Origin of the sequence: Paracoccus sp. Arc7-R13 (assembly GCF_004010775.1) — a bacterium.
GTDB classification, from domain to species: domain Bacteria; phylum Pseudomonadota; class Alphaproteobacteria; order Rhodobacterales; family Rhodobacteraceae; genus Paracoccus; species Paracoccus marcusii.
Map to the genome: position 1 here is coordinate 2,841,088 of NZ_CP034810.1, position 14,291 is coordinate 2,855,378.

Consider the following 14,291-nt stretch of genomic DNA (forward strand, 5'->3'; position numbering starts at 1 on the left):
ACAAAAGGCCGCGTCGGGGGACGCGGCCTTTCCATCGGATCTTGGGCGGACGGGGGGTCCGGGGGGCTGGCCCCCCGGCCGTCGCGGGACGCGATCAGGCGTCCAGCTTGCCGACACGTGCCGGGGTCTTGGCGATCTCGATCCGGCGCGGCTTCAGCGCCTCGGGGATCTCGCGGACCAAGTCGATATGCAGCATCCCGTCGACATGGCTGGCGCCATCGACGCGGACATGGTCGGCCAGCGTGAACTTGCGCTCGAACGCACGCGTGGCGATGCCGCGATGCAGGAAGGTCCGGCCCTCGTCCTCGTCCGCCTTGCGGGCCGACACGATCACGGCGCCATCGCGGACCTCGACGTTCAGGTCGTCGGCGGCAAAGCCGGCCACCGCGATCGAGATGCGATAGGCGTCCTCGCCGGTCTTCTCGATGTTGTAGGGGGGATAGGTGGTGCTGGCCACGTCAGCGGTCATGGCGCGGTCCATGACGTCGGCCAGACGGTCGAAGCCGACAGAGGCCCGGTACAGCGGGGTCAGGTCGAAATTACGCATGTGTCACATCCTGTTCAAAGCGATGTCAGAGTTGCCCCCCGAAACCGGGCGGGCAGGGAAACCGACGCCGTCATGGCCGCCGGTTTCCTGAATCTAGATCGCTCGAACCGCGTTTCAAGACCCCAATGCGGCAGGTTTCGGCCCGCCCGTGGCCCAGTCCAGCAGTTCGACCGTATGCACCACCGGCACCTGCGTCCCGCCGCCGATCTGCATCATGCAGCCGATATTGCCCGCCGCGATCACCTCGGGTGCGACCGCCTCCAGCGTCTCGACCTTGCGCGCCTTTAGCTCCGACGACAGTTCCGGCTGCAGCAGGTTATATGTCCCCGCCGACCCGCAGCACAGATGCGGGTTCGCGGGCTCCAGCACGGTGAAGCCCATCCCCGACAGCAGGTCCTTGGGCGCCGACCGGATCTGCTGGCCGTGCTGCAGCGAACAGGCCGAATGATAGGCAACGCGCATTCCCTGCCCCTGATCGCCTGCCCGCGCGGGCAGGCCCAGCCCGACCAGGAACTCGGTCACGTCACGGGCCAGGCCCGCGACACGGCGCGCGTCGGCCTCCATCGGGTCGCCCTTGAACAGGTGCCCGTAATCCTTGATCGTCGTTCCGCAGCCCGAGGTGTTGATGATCACCGCGTCCAATGCACCCCCCTCTTCGGCCGCAAGCAGGCGGCGGATGCTGTCGCGGGCGCGGGCCTTGCCGTCGGCCTCCTGCCCCATATGCAGGGTCAGCGCGCCGCAGCAGCCGAAATCCTGCGGGATCACCACCTCGACCCCCGCCCGCTGCAGCAGGCGGATGGTGGCATCATTGATGTCGGTGTTCAGCGCCCGCTGCGCGCAGCCGACCATCAGCGCGACCCGCGCGCGACGGGTGCCCTGCGCCGGGAAGGTCTGGCCGTCGTCGTTTCGGCTGACCGGGGGGATCGACCTGGGCGCCATGTCCAGCATCGCGCGCAGGCGGCGGTCCGGCATCAGCCCCTTGAAAGGCCGCGCGATCCGCGCGCCCATCAGCGCCAGCCGGAACCGGCCCGGATGCGGCAGCACGAATTTCAGCACCCACCGCAGGAAGCGGTCAGCGACGGGACGGCGATAGGTCTCCTCGATATGCTCTCGTGCATGTTCCAGCAGGTGACCGTAATGCACGCCCGACGGACAGGTCGTCATGCAGGACAGGCAGCCCAGACAGCGGTCGATATGCTTGACCGTCTTTTCGTCCGCCGGCCGGCCGGATTCCAGCATCTCCTTGATCAAGTAGATACGGCCGCGGGGGCTGTCCAACTCGTCTCCCAAGACCTGATAGGTCGGGCAGGTCGCCGTGCAAAAGCCACAATGCACGCAGGTCCGCAGGATCTTGTTCGACCGCGCGGTCAGCGGGTCGGACAGCTGTTCGGGCGAGAAATGGGTCTGCATCAGGCAAGATTTCCAAACAGGCCGCGCGGGTCGAACCGTGCCCGCAGGTCACGCTCCAGCCGGTCGGTCAGGGGGTCGGGGGCGGGCAGGATGCCCGGCGCGCCGCTGATGCGGCGGGCATGGCCCGAAAAGGTCGGCAGGTCGGGCATCTGCCCGCGCGGCAGGCGGACATGGATCAATGCCCCGCCCCAGTCCAGCGACCGGGGTTCCGGCAGGCGCGCCAGCAGGGCCGGCGCCTCGCTTGGCCGACAGGTGATGCGCCAGGTGTCCAGGTCGGGGTGGTGGCTGGTCCGGCACAGCAGATCCCAGGCCTCCGGGTCGCCCTCCTGCACGGTACCGAAGTCGGACAGGCGCGCGGTCAGGTCCGCCGCGCGTGCCTTGACCGATGCCGCCAGCCCCTCGACCCGGATCAGCGCGCCGTGGCCGGGCAGCCACGCCGCACCGGACACGTCGAAGGGGCCGCCAAGCGCGCTGGACAGGGCCGGGATGGCGGCCGCGGCGTCCAGGTCCGGCAAAGCCAGGGTCGCGGTCACGGGCGGGATGGGGGCCGTACGAAAGCTGATCTCGGTCAGCGCGCCCAGGGTACCGCGGCTGCCAGCCATCAGCTTGACCAGGTCATAGCCGGTGACATTCTTCATCACCCGCCCGCCATTGCTGACGATCTGGCCCTGCCCGTCCACGAAGCGGACGCCGATCATCGCGTCGCGCGCGGCCCCGGCCTGAACCCGGCGCGGGCCGCTGGCATTCGTCGCGGCCACGCCGCCGATGGTCGAGCCGGTCGTGACCGGGGGTTCGAACCCCAGCATCTGGCCTTCGGCGGCCAAGGTCTGGCGCACTTCCTCCACCGGGGTGCCCGCACGGACGACCAGCGTCAGCGCCTCGGGTTCGTACAGCGTCACGCCGGTCAGGGCGGTCGTGTCGATCCGGTCCCCCTGCCCCTCTCCGGGCCACAGGCGCGTGGCGCCACCGGTCACGGCGATCGGGCCACGGGCGTCGCGGATCATCTGGGCCAGCTGGCCCTCGGTCTCAGGCCGCATCGGCGGGCCGGTTCAGGCGGCGGTCGCGGCGCGGGGCGCTAACGTCCAAGGGAAAGACCTTGGCCGCGTTCAACAGCCAGTGCGGATCGAACGCATCCTTGACCAGCATCTGCGCCTCGAGGTCGTTGGGGGCGAACTGTTCGCTCATCAGGTCTCTCTTTTCGATGCCCACGCCATGTTCGCCGGTCAGGCAGCCGCCGACCTTGATGCACAGCCGCAGGATGTCGGCGCCAAGCGCCTCGGCCAGGTCCAGATCGCCCGGCTTGTTGGCGTCATAGATGATCAGGGGGTGCATGTTGCCGTCGCCCGCGTGAAACACGTTCGACACGGCCAACCCGTATTGCCGCGACAGATCGCCGATGCCCGCCAGGACCGTGGGCAGGGCCGTCACCGGGATCGTGCCGTCCAGGCAGATATAGTCGCCCATGCTGCCCATCGCGCCAAAGGCCGATTTCCGGCCCTTCCAGATGCGGGCGGATTCGTCGTCGGACCGGCTCTCGCGGAACTCGACCGGGTCGAAGGTCATGGCGATGTCGCGGATCAGGGTCAGCTGTTCGTCGATCTCGGGGCCCGTGCCCTCGACCTCGACGATCAGCAACGCCTCGCAGTCGGGATAGCCCGCGCCCGAAAACTCCTCGGTCGCCTTGATGCAGGGGGCGTCCATGAACTCGATCGCGACCGGGATGATGCCCGCGCGGATGATCGCAGCGACGCAGGCGCCCGCGGTCTCGGCTGCGGCAAAGCCGATCAGCGCGGGCCGCGCGCCTGCGGGCTTGGGCAGGATGCGCAGGGTCGCCTCGGTCACGATGCCCAGCTGGCCCTCGGACCCGCAGACGACGCCCAGAAGATCAAGCCCCGGCCCCTCGCCCATCGGGCCGCCCAGATGCACGACCGAGCCGTCCATCAGCACGACCGTGACGCCCAGGAGGTTGTTGGTGGTGACCCCGTATTTCAGGCAATGCGCGCCGCCCGAATTCATGGCGATGTTGCCGCCGATGGCGCAGGCCAGCTGGCTGGACGGATCGGGCGCATAGAAGAAGCCCAGCCCGTCCACCGCACCCGATACCGACAGGTTGGTGCGCCCCGCCTGGACCCGGATCAGCCGGTCGCCGGGGGCGATCTCCAGCACGTCGGTCATGCGCGACAGGCCGATGACGACGGCATCCGCGGTGGGCATGGACCCGCCCGCAAGGCTTGTCCCCGCGCCGCGCGGCACCACCGGCACGCGCAGGTCGTGGCACAGGCGCAGCAGGCGCGACACCTCCTCGGTGCTGCGGGGCAGGACCACGGCCAGAGGCGCGCAGCGATAGGCCGACAGCGCATCGCATTCATAGGCCCGCGTTTCCGCCGGGTCGTCGATGACCGCGCCGGGCAAGGCCGCCTTCAGCGCCTCGGTGATCGCCTGCCTGCGCGACAGGACCGTCGCGTCGGGTGGGGGCATCTGCATCATGGCCGGTTCTCCTCCCTGCCTGTCGTCCCGACGGTATGCCGCGTCACGGGGGGTTTCAAGGCGCGACGTCCGGCCCTAATGTCGCGGCATGAACCTGCTGGACCAGATTTCCGCCGCTCCGATGGCCCTGCGCGACATGGCCGCGCTGGCGTTCCTGTTCGTCGCCTGGCTGGGGATCGGCTGGTTCACCGAACGCCCGCCGGCGGGGCGGCCGTCGGTTTCGGTGCTGATGACGCGCTATCGCCGGGAATGGATGCGCCATTTCGTCGAGCGCGACCCGCGCATCTTCGACGGCAACATCCTGGCCAGCCTGCGCGAGGGGACGGCGTTCTTTGCCAGCGCCTGCATGATCGCCACGGGCGGCCTGCTGGCGCTGATCGGCAACGGCGAGCGGCTGCGCAGCGTCGCCAGCGGGCTGGAGCTGACGCCCACCGCCGGCACGGGGTGGGAACTGCGCCTGCTGGTGCCGATGTTCTTCGTGGTGAACGCGTTCCTCAAGTTCGTCTGGGCGCACCGGCTGTTCGGCTATTGCGCGGTGATGATGGCGGCGGTCCCGAACCGCGCCGACCACCCCGAGACGATGGACCGCGCCATGCAGGCGGCCGACCTGAACATCACCGCCGCCCGCAGCTTCAACGCCGGGCTGCGCAGCGTCTATTTCGCGCTTGGCGCGCTTGGCTGGCTGACCGGTGCCTGGACGCTGATGCTGGGCACGGCGATCGTGCTGTGGGTCACGTGGCGGCGCGAGTTCGCGTCGACCTCGCGCCAGGTCATCCTGCGGTCGCTGCCGCCCCCGATGCTGTCCGCCGGGCTTTCCGGTCCTGTCGGACAGCGATCGTCAGCACCACCGCCCCCGCGGCCGTAAGCGCCACGCCCACCAGCCCCGGCGCGCGCCACCCCCATCCGGCCGCCAGCGCCAGCCCGGCCAGGAAGGGCCCAAGCGCGTTGGCCGCGTTGAAGGCCGCGTGATTCATCGCCGCCGCCATGTTCTGGGCCGACCCCGCCACGTCCATCAGCCGCGTCTGCAGCGGAATGACCAGCCCCGCACCGGCGGCGATCAGGAAGGACGACAGCACCATCAGCGGCCAGCTGCCCACGACCAGGGCTGCGAACCCCTGGGTCGCGGCCATCGCGGCCAAGCTGGCGAATGCCGCACGGTCGATGCCCAGGATCTCGGTCAGGCGGCCGGCGCCCCAGGTGCCCAAGGTGCCGCCCACGCCGAAGGCCGCCAGCGTCAGCGGGATCACGTATCCCGGCGCGTCGGTGGTGGCCAGGATCGCCGCCGTCATGAAGGCATAGACCGCGAACAGCCCGCCGAACCCGATGGCCCCCACGGCCAGCACCCACAGGACGCGCGGGTTGCGCAGCGCCGCCAGTTCGTCCCACGGGCGGGCGTCGGGATTGCCACCGACGCGCGGCGCCACGCGCAGGATCAGCCACGCCGACAGCAGCGCGATCACGCCGGGAAGCGCAAAGCCCCACCGCCAGCCGATGCTTTGCCCCATCCAGCCCGCCAGCGGCACGCCGACGATGTTGGCGATGGTCAGCCCCAGCAGCACCCGTGCCGCGCCCCGGGCCCGCTGTCCCACGGGCAGCGCGTCCGCCGCGTAAAGCATCGCGACGCCCAGAAAGCCGCCATGCGGCAGGCCGGCCAGGAACCGCACCCCGACCAGCGTCGCCAGGCCCGGCATGAAGGCCGCCAGCAGGTTCACGACGCCGTAAAAGGCCATCAGCGCCGCCAGATAGCGCCTGCGCGGCAGCCGCGCGCCCAGCATCGCGGTGACCGGCGCGCCGACCACGACGCCAAGGGCATAGGCGCTGATGACGTGACCGGCCTGCGGTTCGGTCAGGGCCAGGTCGGCGGCGAAATAGGGCAGCAGGCCCATGGCCGCGAATTCGGACGTGCCGATGGCGAACGCGCCAAGCGCCAGCGCCAGGATCGCGGCGCGAAAATCAGGGGTAGAGGTCATGCGGAGTTCCTGGGACGGGGGTGTTAGCCCTCACACCAGCTTGGGCGGGGTTTGGCAAGCCCTGCGCGGACAGGTCAGCCTTGCATCATGTGCAAGGCGTCACAGCAGCCCGCGCTGAACCGCGACCCAGATCGCCAGCGCGGCCACCACCAGCACCCCGAACGCGACCGAGGCGCCAAAGCTGACCGCCCTGCCCTGCCAGCGGGTGATCTCGCCCAAGGGGCGCAGATGCGCGGCCAGCGCCGCGTGATCGCGCGCCAGACGCTCGGCGGGCAGCTGCCGCGCGACCTTGGGCTGGGCCGACAGGCGGTCGGCCTCGGCCAGGCGGGCCGCACGACGGCGCAGGCGCGCCGGCAGCGCCCCCCCGCGGCGGTTCAGCATCACGGAAAGCGGCGGCCGTTCGCCGCGCCGGGCGCCGCCGAACCGGGACGCGATCAGGACCGCGATCTCGTCGGCCATGACGGGAATGTCTTCGAAGCTGTGACCCTTGCGCATCATCGGGTCAGGATAGACGGGATGGCAGCCGCGCGCCAGACGCCGTAAGCTGCCCGCATGAAGCTGAATCACACCGTCGCGGGCCCCGAAGGCGCCCTTCCCGTCCTGCTGGTGCACGGACTGTACGGCCAGGGCCGCAACCTGGGCGCGCAGGCCCGCAGGCTGGCACAGACGCGCCGCGTGGTCACGGTCGACCTGCGCAACCACGGCGACAGCCCCCAGGACATGGATGCCGACTATGCCGCGCTGGCGGGCGATCTGGCCCGACTGATCGGCGATCTGGGCGGGCGGGTCGATCTGGTCGGCCATTCGATGGGCGGCAAGGCGGCGATGGTGCTGGCGCTGACGCAGCCCGACCTGGTGCGGCGGCTGGTGATCATGGACATCGCGCCCGTCGCTTACGACCATGACCAGACCCGCTATATCGACGCGATGGAGGCGCTGGATCTGTCCGCGATCACCCGTCGCAGCCAGGCCGATGCGGCGATGGCCGCGGACGTGCCCGAACCGGGCGTGCGGGCGTTCCTGCTGCAGAACCTGGACCTCAAGGCCACGCCGCCCGCGTGGAAGCTGAACCTGCCCGCGCTGCGCGCGGCGATGCCGCAGATCGTGGGCTGGCCCGACGACCTGCCGCAAGGCAGCTTTCCCGGCAAGGTCATGGCCCTGCGCGGGGCGCGGTCCGATTATGTCGCCGATGCCGGAGAGGCCGCCCTGCGCGCCCATTTTCCGCAGGTGCGCATCGTCACGCTGAAGGATGCCGGGCACTGGCTGCATGCCGACGCGCCCGAGGCCGTGGCCGAAACGCTGGTCAGTTTTCTGGGCGACGGCCGCTAGCAGCGCAGATCGACCAGTGCGACGGCCGAATGGGGGCCGCCCTGCGGCGTCAGGCTGTTGTCGATGGGCCGGCATCCGGTGGCTTGGGCGGCCGCGCGCATCATCAGGTCGGGCATACGGCCGCGATCGGCGCGGCGCAGGCGGTCCAGCCTGATTACCTGCGCCTCGGTCCCGCGGGGATAGACGGCAAAGCGCATGCCGTCGACCGTCACGTCCTGACGCGCGGCGGCCAGAAAGCCGGGCGACGGGGTGGTGCAGCCCGACAGGGCCAGCATCAGGACAAGGGGGACGGTCATGCGCATCATGCCCCCATCATCGCCCGGCAAGGTTAACCGCAGGTTAATCCTGCCGCTGCTCCTCCAGCCGGTCGGCCAGCGATTCGGCGCGGGCGGCCAGTTCGGCCATCGCCTCTCGCAGGTCAGAGGGAATCACTGGAACCTCGACGCGGGGCGGGTTCTGCTGCAGCCGATTGATGTGGCGTTCGGCCTTTTCGGCGCGATCCTCCAGCGTAGCGAAACGGTCGGCCAGCATTAGCCCGGCCAACAGAAGCAGGCGCGGCTCCGGGACGCGACCGGCCTGTTCCAGGATCTGGCGCGCCTCTCCGTCCAGGATGGCGGCGGCGCGTTGCAGCAGGCGTTCCTCGCCATCGGCGGCGCCGACGCGGTATTCCTTGTGTCCGATGGTGAATTCGACCTCGGCCATGTCAGCGCTCCTCATGGTTGGGCGGCAGATCCTCGGGCAGACCGCCCGCATCGCCCCCGGCCTCGTCCGGCACGGCGCCGTCCAGGATCGGCGGTTCGTCGGCCAGCAGGCGCTCCAGCTCTGCCATGATCTCGCTCATCTGCGCCATCTCGGCGGCGCGGGCGGCGCGCAGGGCGGACAGTTCGGCCTGCAGGGCGGCCATCTGTTCGTCGGCCCCGATGCCGCCGGTCTCCTGCGCCTCCAGAAGGTCGCGGTTGGCGGTGATCAGTTCCTCGTTGGCGGCGGACAGGCCCGCGGCCTGTTCCGTCGCGGCGTCCAGACGGGCCTGCAGCTCGGCCAGGGCGCCGTCATCGGCGGCGCTGGACGGGGCTGGTGCCGCCGCTTCGGCCGGACGTGGGGGCACGTCAAGCATCTTATCCATCCGGTCAAGCGCGGCGCGCAGCCTGCGTTCGCTGGCAGTGATGTCGCTCATGGCGCGGATCCTTTGGTGGCGTCTGAAAGACGTTTTCGCATTGCGGGCCCGGTAAGACAAGAACGGGCGGGAAAACCCGCCCGTTCCTTTCGATTATCCAGGGGTCAGCGCAGCTCTCGATGCTCGGCCATCAGGCCCTTGACCAGGGCATAGCACGCGCCCAGCAGCACGATGGCGAAGGGAAAGCCCGTCGACACCGCCATCGCCTGCAACGCGACCAGGCCGCCGCCCACCAGCAGGGCGATGGCGACCGCCCCTTCGATGGCGACCCAGAAGATGCGCTGCGGGACGGGGGCGTTGATCTTGCCGCCCGCCGCGATCGTGTCGATGACCAGCGATCCGCTGTCCGACGAGGTCACGAAGAACACGATCACCAGCACGATCCCCACCAGCGAGGTGATGGAGGCCAAGGGCAGCTGCCCCAGCATGGTAAACAGCTCCAGTTCCAGCGGCGCATCCAGGATGCCCGAGAAGCCGCTGACGGTCAGGTCGATGGCCGTGCCGCCAAGCGCCGTCATCCACAGGATCGAGATCAGCGACGGCACGATCAGCACCGCGATCAGGAACTGCCGCACGGTGCGGCCGCGGCTGACGCGGGCGATGAACATGCCGACGAAGGGCGACCAGCTGATCCACCATGCCCAATAGAACGCGGTCCAGCCGTGGCGGAAGTTGTCGTCAGTGCGGCCGAAGGGATTCGACAGCGGGATCAGCTCCGCACCATAGGCGCCCAGGTTGCTGAAGAAGCCGCCCAGAATGGCCATGGTCGGCCCCACCGCGATGACAAAGATCAGCAGCACGATGGCCAGGATCATGTTCAGCTCGGACAGGCGCTTGACGCCTTTTTCCACGCCCAGGACGACCGAGGCCCCGGCGACGAAGGTGATGCCGACGATCAGCAGGATCTTGTTCAGGCCGGTGTTCTGGAACCCGAACAGATAGGCCAGCCCGGCCATCGCCTGTTCTGCGCCCAGACCCAGCGAGGTCGCAAGGCCGAAGATCGTGGCCAGCACCGCCAGGATGTCGATGATGTGGCCCGGCCAGCCCCAGATCCGTTCGCCGAAGATCGGATAGAAGACCGCGCGCAGCGTCAGCGGCAGCCCCTTGTTGTAGGCGAACAGGCCCAGTGCCAGCGCCACCATCGCATAGATCGCCCAGGGGTGCAGACCCCAGTGGAAGATCGTCGCGGCCATGCCGATGCCGCGCGCGGCCTCGGGGTCGTCGACGGCGCCGCCCAGCGGGGCCCAGTCGGTGCGCACGCCCCCCTCGGTCACCGGACCGCCCAACGCGGCCTCGAAATGGCCCAGCGGTTCGCTGACCCCATAGAACATCAGGCCGATGCCCATGCCCGCCGCAAACAGCATCGCGAACCAGCCGGTCAGGCTGAAATCGGGCGTGGCTTCGGGTCCGCCAAGACGGATCCGGCCAAGCGGCGACACGATCAGCGCCAGGCACAACAGCACGAAGACGTTGCCGGCCAGCATGAAGAACCAGTCCAGGTTCGATGTCAGCCCGTCGCGGATGCCCCCGAACAGGGGTTCCAGCTGGCCGGGAAACATCAGCGTGGCAACGGTGAACAGCACCACCGCCGCGGCAGAGATGCCGAAGACCGGGTTGTGGATGTCGAAGGGCACCTTGCCCTGATGCTCGATGTTGTCCTGACCGATGGTATAGTCGGTCTCGATGATCTCTGTCGGGCCTTCGGGCTCGGGCAGCGGCTCGATGCCGTCATCGGGGGCGGGTGCAGGCTCTGCCTTGGGCGGCGGGGCCTTGGGGGCATGGGACGGGTAACGGCCGCTCAGGGCGTCCTGTTCGCGCGTCCGGTCGCGGGGGGTGCCCGGCGTTCCCGGACCTTTCGGTGGTGTTTGTGACATCTGTCCCTTTCAGATTTGGTCTCGAACGGGTGGCAGGTCCTTGGACCCTTGGCGGAAATCCGCCGCGGAGGCTCACTCCTTCTCACATTTCGGTCAGAAAGGCCACTGCCGGACATTTGGTTCCCACCGGCCTGCCCGGTCCGACCGTTGACTTTGCCGGCGACCGTGACCAAGCATTCGCGTTTTGCGCCGTGGCGAGGACCCGATGGGAAAAGTGAACCGCAGCTTTGTCGTGATCGGGCTTGGCGCCTTTGGCAGCGTCGTGGCCGCCGAACTGGCGCGCTTCGGCAACCAGGTCATGGGCATCGACAAGGACCCGCGGCGGGTGGCGGCGCTGGCAGAACAGCTGCCCGCGTCGCTGATCCTGGACGCCACCGACGAAGGCGCGCTGCGCGAGGCGGGCGTCGACCGCTATGACGTGGGGCTGGTGTCGATCGGCAACAACCTGGAAAGCAACGTGATCGCCGCGATGAACCTGCGGCTGGTGGGCGTGGGCACGGTCTGGGCCAAGGCCGACAACCGCACCCATCACCGCATCCTGTCCAAGATCGGCGCCGACCGCGTCGTCATGCCGGGGCTGGAGATGGGCCGCCACACCGCGCAGATGCTGAACAACCCGGCGGTCCAGGACTATGTCAGCCTGGGCAACGGCTATTCGGTGGTGAACCTGATGATCCCGCACCGCCTGTCGGGCCGTACCCTGTCGCAGTTGAACCCCGGCCCGGGGATCGAGATCCTGGGCATGATGCGCGGCACCGAATATCGCGACATCCGCGGAGAGGACCCGGTCCTGCAGGCCAACGACCGCCTGCTGCTGCTGGGCAAGCGGGTGGACCTGACCGGTTTCGGCGACCGGCTGTGAAGCGGCCCCGCCCCTCGGCGCTGCGGCGCTGGCTGGCGCGCACGCCCCCGCCGGCCGTGCTGGCGGTGGGGTACCTGACCCTGATCGCGGTGGGCGGCCTGCTGCTGATGCTGCCGCCGATGACGCACACGCCGATCACGCTGTCGGATGCGCTGTTCACCTCGACCTCGGCGGTGACGGTGACGGGGCTGAACGTGGTTGACACCGAACTGGTCTATGCGTTCTGGGGACAGCTGGTCATCGCGGTGCTGATCCAGCTGGGCGGGCTGGGCCTGATGACCTTTGCGGTGCTGATCTGGTCGGCCCTGGGCCGCCCCCTGGGCATCACCCAGGGCACCTATCTGCGCGAGGACCTGAACCAGACCTCGTACGGCAAGCTGACGCGGCTGGTCTGGACCATCCTGCGCATCGTCGTCATGGCCGAGGTCGCGGGCGCGATGCTGCTGTGCCTGTCCTTCATGCCCCATCACGGGCTGGGCCCGGGGCTGTGGCATGCGATCTTCCATTCCGTCTCGGCGTTCAACAACGCGGGCTTTTCGACCTTCTCTCCGGGGCTGACGGGATACGCGCTGGACCCGGTGGTCAACGTGGTGATCCCGGTCCTGTTCATCGCGGGCGGCATCGGCTACGTCGTCATCGCCGACCTGTACCAGCGCGCGTTCTGGCGCGGCTGGTCGCTGCACACGCGGATGATGATGGTCGGCACCGCCATCCTGATCGTGGGCGGCGTCGCCATGACCGCGATCCTGGAATGGGACAACCCCAACACGCTGGCACAGTATCACAGCATCACCGCCCGCCTGACCGTCGCGTGGTTCCAGGGCGTGACCACCCGCACCGCGGGGTTCAATTCGACCGACATCGCGGGGTTGGAGGATTCCACCTCGTTCATATACATGATCCTGATGATCATCGGTGCCGGCCCCACCTCGACGGGCGGCGGGCTCAAGGTGACGACCGTCTTCGTGATGCTGCTGGCGACCTGGGCGTTCCTGCGCCGCCGGACCGAGGTGACGGGGTTCGGCCGGTCCATCCCCCTTGGCGACGTGCTCAAGGCGATGGCGCTGATGGCGATGGCCTCGGCCGTCATCGTCACCGCGATCTTTCTGCTGCTGATCAGCGAGGGCGGCGATTTCGTCGACATCGCGTTCGAGGTGTCGTCGGCCTTCGGCACGGTCGGCCTGTCGCGGGCCTATACGCCTGAACTGTCCGAATTCGGGCGTGCGGTCATCATGGTGGTGATGTTCCTGGGCCGGGTCGGACCGCTGACCCTGGGGTTCTTCCTGGCCACGCGGATGGTGCCGCGGGTGCGATATCCCGCGGGCCAAGTGCACCTTGGCTGATGCGCCTGCCGCCCCTATAAGGCGCCCTGACAGGAAGGACATCCCATGCGCCAGGCGACCATCACCCGCAAGACCTCGGAAACCTCGATCGAGGTGACGCTGAACCTCGACGGCACCGGGGTCTATGATAACCGGACCGGCGTGGGCTTCTTCGATCACATGCTGGACCAGCTGTCGCGCCATTCGCTGATCGACATGACCATCCGCGCCGAGGGCGACCTGCATATCGACGACCACCACACGGTCGAGGATACCGGCATCGCCATCGGCCAGGCCCTGGTCGCGGCACTGGGCGACAAGAAGGGCATCCGCCGTTACGGCAGCTTCCTGCTGGCCATGGACGATTCGCTGGTCCGCGCGGCGCTGGACCTGTCGGCGCGGCCCTATCTGGTCTGGAACGTCGACTTTCCGTCGGAAAAGATCGGCACGTTCGACACCGAACTGGTGCGCGAATTCTTCCAGGCGCTGTCCACGCATGGCGGCATCACGCTGCATGTGGACCGCCTGCACGGGCTGAACAGCCACCACATCGCCGAGGCCGCCTTCAAGGCCGTCGCCCGCGCGCTACGCGAGGCGGTCGAGCCCGATCCGCGCATGGCGGGCGTGCTGCCCTCGACCAAGGGGGCGCTGTGATGCGGGTCGCGCTGGTCGATTACGACAGCGGCAACCTGCATTCGGCCGAAAAGGCGTTCCAGCTGATGGGCCGCGACGCGGGCGCCGAGGTCGTCGTGACCTCGGACCCCGAGGTCGCCGCCCGTGCCGACCGCATCGTGCTGCCCGGCGACGGGGCCTTTCCCGCCTGCCGCACCGCCCTGGGCGAGGTGGACGGTATGGCCGAGGCGATCCAGGACGCGGTGATCACCCGCGGCGTGCCCTTCATGGGCATCTGCGTCGGCATGCAGATGCTGGCGACCACGGGGCATGAATACCGCGAGACGCCCGGCCTGGACTGGATCGGCGGAGAGATCCGCGCCATCGCCGCCCCCGGCCTCAAGGTGCCGCATATGGGCTGGAACGATCTGGTCATCGACCGCCCCCACCCCGTGCTGGAGGGGATCGCGACCGGCGATCACGCCTATTTCGTCCACAGCTGGCAGTTCCAGGTGGCGGACCCCGCGCATCTCTTGGCGCATATCGATTACGGCGGGCCGGTGACGGCGGTGGTCGGACGCGACAATATCGTCGGCACCCAGTTCCACCCCGAGAAGTCCCAGGCCGTGGGCCTGCGCCTGATCGCCAACTTCCTGCGCTGGAACCCCTGAGGGGTCACTGGACCTCCGGCGCCGTTTGCGGTC

Annotated in this window: 16 protein-coding genes; 6 read left to right on the forward strand and 10 right to left on the reverse strand. The window is 69.0% G+C overall.

What is annotated here, in order from left to right; all coding sequences use genetic code 11:
- Positions 1 to 94: 94 nt before the first annotated feature.
- From EOJ32_RS14080 to EOJ32_RS14095, 4 genes are all read right to left on the reverse strand, one after another.
- Positions 95 to 547 carry an Hsp20 family protein gene (locus EOJ32_RS14080; protein ID WP_045982934.1) on the reverse strand — a complete coding sequence of 151 codons (453 nt, stop codon included), beginning with the start codon at positions 545 to 547 and terminating at the stop codon, positions 95 to 97.
- A 114-nt stretch (positions 548 to 661) separates the two neighbouring features.
- Positions 662 to 1,957 (reverse strand): glycolate oxidase subunit GlcF, encoded by a 1,296-nt coding sequence (gene glcF / locus EOJ32_RS14085; protein WP_046001058.1) that lies wholly within the window; start codon positions 1,955 to 1,957, stop codon positions 662 to 664.
- On the reverse strand, positions 1,957 to 2,994 hold the full coding sequence (locus EOJ32_RS14090; protein WP_127898997.1) for an FAD-binding protein: 1,038 nt from the start codon (positions 2,992 to 2,994) through the stop codon (positions 1,957 to 1,959). The genes glcF and EOJ32_RS14090 overlap by 1 nt, the downstream gene beginning before the upstream one ends.
- Complete coding sequence (locus EOJ32_RS14095) at positions 2,984 to 4,441, reverse strand: FAD-linked oxidase C-terminal domain-containing protein (protein WP_127899412.1); 1,458 nt, start codon at positions 4,439 to 4,441, stop codon at positions 2,984 to 2,986. Before EOJ32_RS14095 ends, EOJ32_RS14090 begins: the two co-directional genes overlap by 11 nt.
- A 91-nt stretch (positions 4,442 to 4,532) precedes the next feature.
- Here EOJ32_RS14095 and EOJ32_RS14100 point away from each other — a divergent pair, with 91 nt between their 5' ends.
- Positions 4,533 to 5,309, forward strand: a complete 777-nt coding sequence (locus tag EOJ32_RS14100) for a DUF599 domain-containing protein (protein WP_046001060.1) — start codon at positions 4,533 to 4,535, stop codon at positions 5,307 to 5,309.
- On the opposite strand, the gene EOJ32_RS14105 is transcribed toward EOJ32_RS14100, so the two are convergent.
- Complete coding sequence (locus EOJ32_RS14105; protein ID WP_127898998.1) at positions 5,215 to 6,414, reverse strand: MFS transporter; 1,200 nt, start codon at positions 6,412 to 6,414, stop codon at positions 5,215 to 5,217. The two genes, EOJ32_RS14100 and EOJ32_RS14105, sit on opposite strands and share 95 nt — an antisense overlap.
- 99 nt (positions 6,415 to 6,513) lie before the next feature.
- The gene (locus tag EOJ32_RS14110; protein WP_240542444.1) at positions 6,514 to 6,912 is read right to left on the reverse strand and encodes a hypothetical protein; all 399 of its coding nucleotides are present in this window, start codon (positions 6,910 to 6,912) and stop codon (positions 6,514 to 6,516) included.
- Positions 6,913 to 6,966: 54 nt separating this feature from the next.
- On the opposite strand from EOJ32_RS14110, the gene EOJ32_RS14115 reads away from it, so the two are divergent.
- Positions 6,967 to 7,743 carry an alpha/beta fold hydrolase gene (locus EOJ32_RS14115; RefSeq protein ID WP_127898999.1) on the forward strand — a complete coding sequence of 259 codons (777 nt, stop codon included), beginning with the start codon at positions 6,967 to 6,969 and terminating at the stop codon, positions 7,741 to 7,743.
- Here EOJ32_RS14115 and EOJ32_RS14120 read toward each other — a convergent pair.
- The 4 genes from EOJ32_RS14120 to EOJ32_RS14135 form a co-directional block, all read right to left on the reverse strand.
- Positions 7,740 to 8,039 carry a hypothetical protein gene (locus tag EOJ32_RS14120; protein WP_127899000.1) on the reverse strand — a complete coding sequence of 100 codons (300 nt, stop codon included), beginning with the start codon at positions 8,037 to 8,039 and terminating at the stop codon, positions 7,740 to 7,742. The two genes, EOJ32_RS14115 and EOJ32_RS14120, sit on opposite strands and share 4 nt — an antisense overlap.
- Positions 8,040 to 8,082: 43 nt before the next feature.
- A complete protein-coding gene (locus EOJ32_RS14125) occupies positions 8,083 to 8,445 on the reverse strand; it encodes a cell division protein ZapA (RefSeq protein ID WP_045982928.1) in 363 nt (120 codons plus the stop codon).
- A 1-nt stretch (position 8,446) separates the two neighbouring features.
- On the reverse strand, positions 8,447 to 8,917 hold the full coding sequence (locus EOJ32_RS14130) for a hypothetical protein (RefSeq protein WP_052715294.1): 471 nt from the start codon (positions 8,915 to 8,917) through the stop codon (positions 8,447 to 8,449).
- Positions 8,918 to 9,021: 104 nt separating this feature from the next.
- Positions 9,022 to 10,791: a BCCT family transporter gene (locus EOJ32_RS14135; RefSeq protein WP_127899001.1), complete on the reverse strand. Its 1,770-nt coding sequence runs from the start codon at positions 10,789 to 10,791 to the stop codon at positions 9,022 to 9,024.
- A gap of 205 nt (positions 10,792 to 10,996) precedes the next feature.
- Here EOJ32_RS14135 and EOJ32_RS14140 point away from each other — a divergent pair, with 205 nt between their 5' ends.
- From EOJ32_RS14140 to hisH, 4 genes are read left to right on the forward strand one after another with little or no spacing between them, the layout of a single operon-like run.
- Complete coding sequence (locus EOJ32_RS14140) at positions 10,997 to 11,653, forward strand: TrkA family potassium uptake protein (protein WP_045982927.1); 657 nt, start codon at positions 10,997 to 10,999, stop codon at positions 11,651 to 11,653.
- A complete protein-coding gene (locus EOJ32_RS14145; protein ID WP_240542445.1) occupies positions 11,650 to 12,996 on the forward strand; it encodes a TrkH family potassium uptake protein in 1,347 nt (448 codons plus the stop codon). The genes EOJ32_RS14140 and EOJ32_RS14145 overlap by 4 nt, the downstream gene beginning before the upstream one ends.
- A 45-nt stretch (positions 12,997 to 13,041) precedes the next feature.
- The gene (gene hisB / locus EOJ32_RS14150; protein WP_046001062.1) at positions 13,042 to 13,629 is read left to right on the forward strand and encodes an imidazoleglycerol-phosphate dehydratase HisB; all 588 of its coding nucleotides are present in this window, start codon (positions 13,042 to 13,044) and stop codon (positions 13,627 to 13,629) included.
- Complete coding sequence (gene hisH, locus EOJ32_RS14155) at positions 13,629 to 14,258, forward strand: imidazole glycerol phosphate synthase subunit HisH (protein WP_127899002.1); 630 nt, start codon at positions 13,629 to 13,631, stop codon at positions 14,256 to 14,258. The genes hisB and hisH overlap by 1 nt, the downstream gene beginning before the upstream one ends.
- Positions 14,259 to 14,291 lie beyond the last annotated feature (33 nt).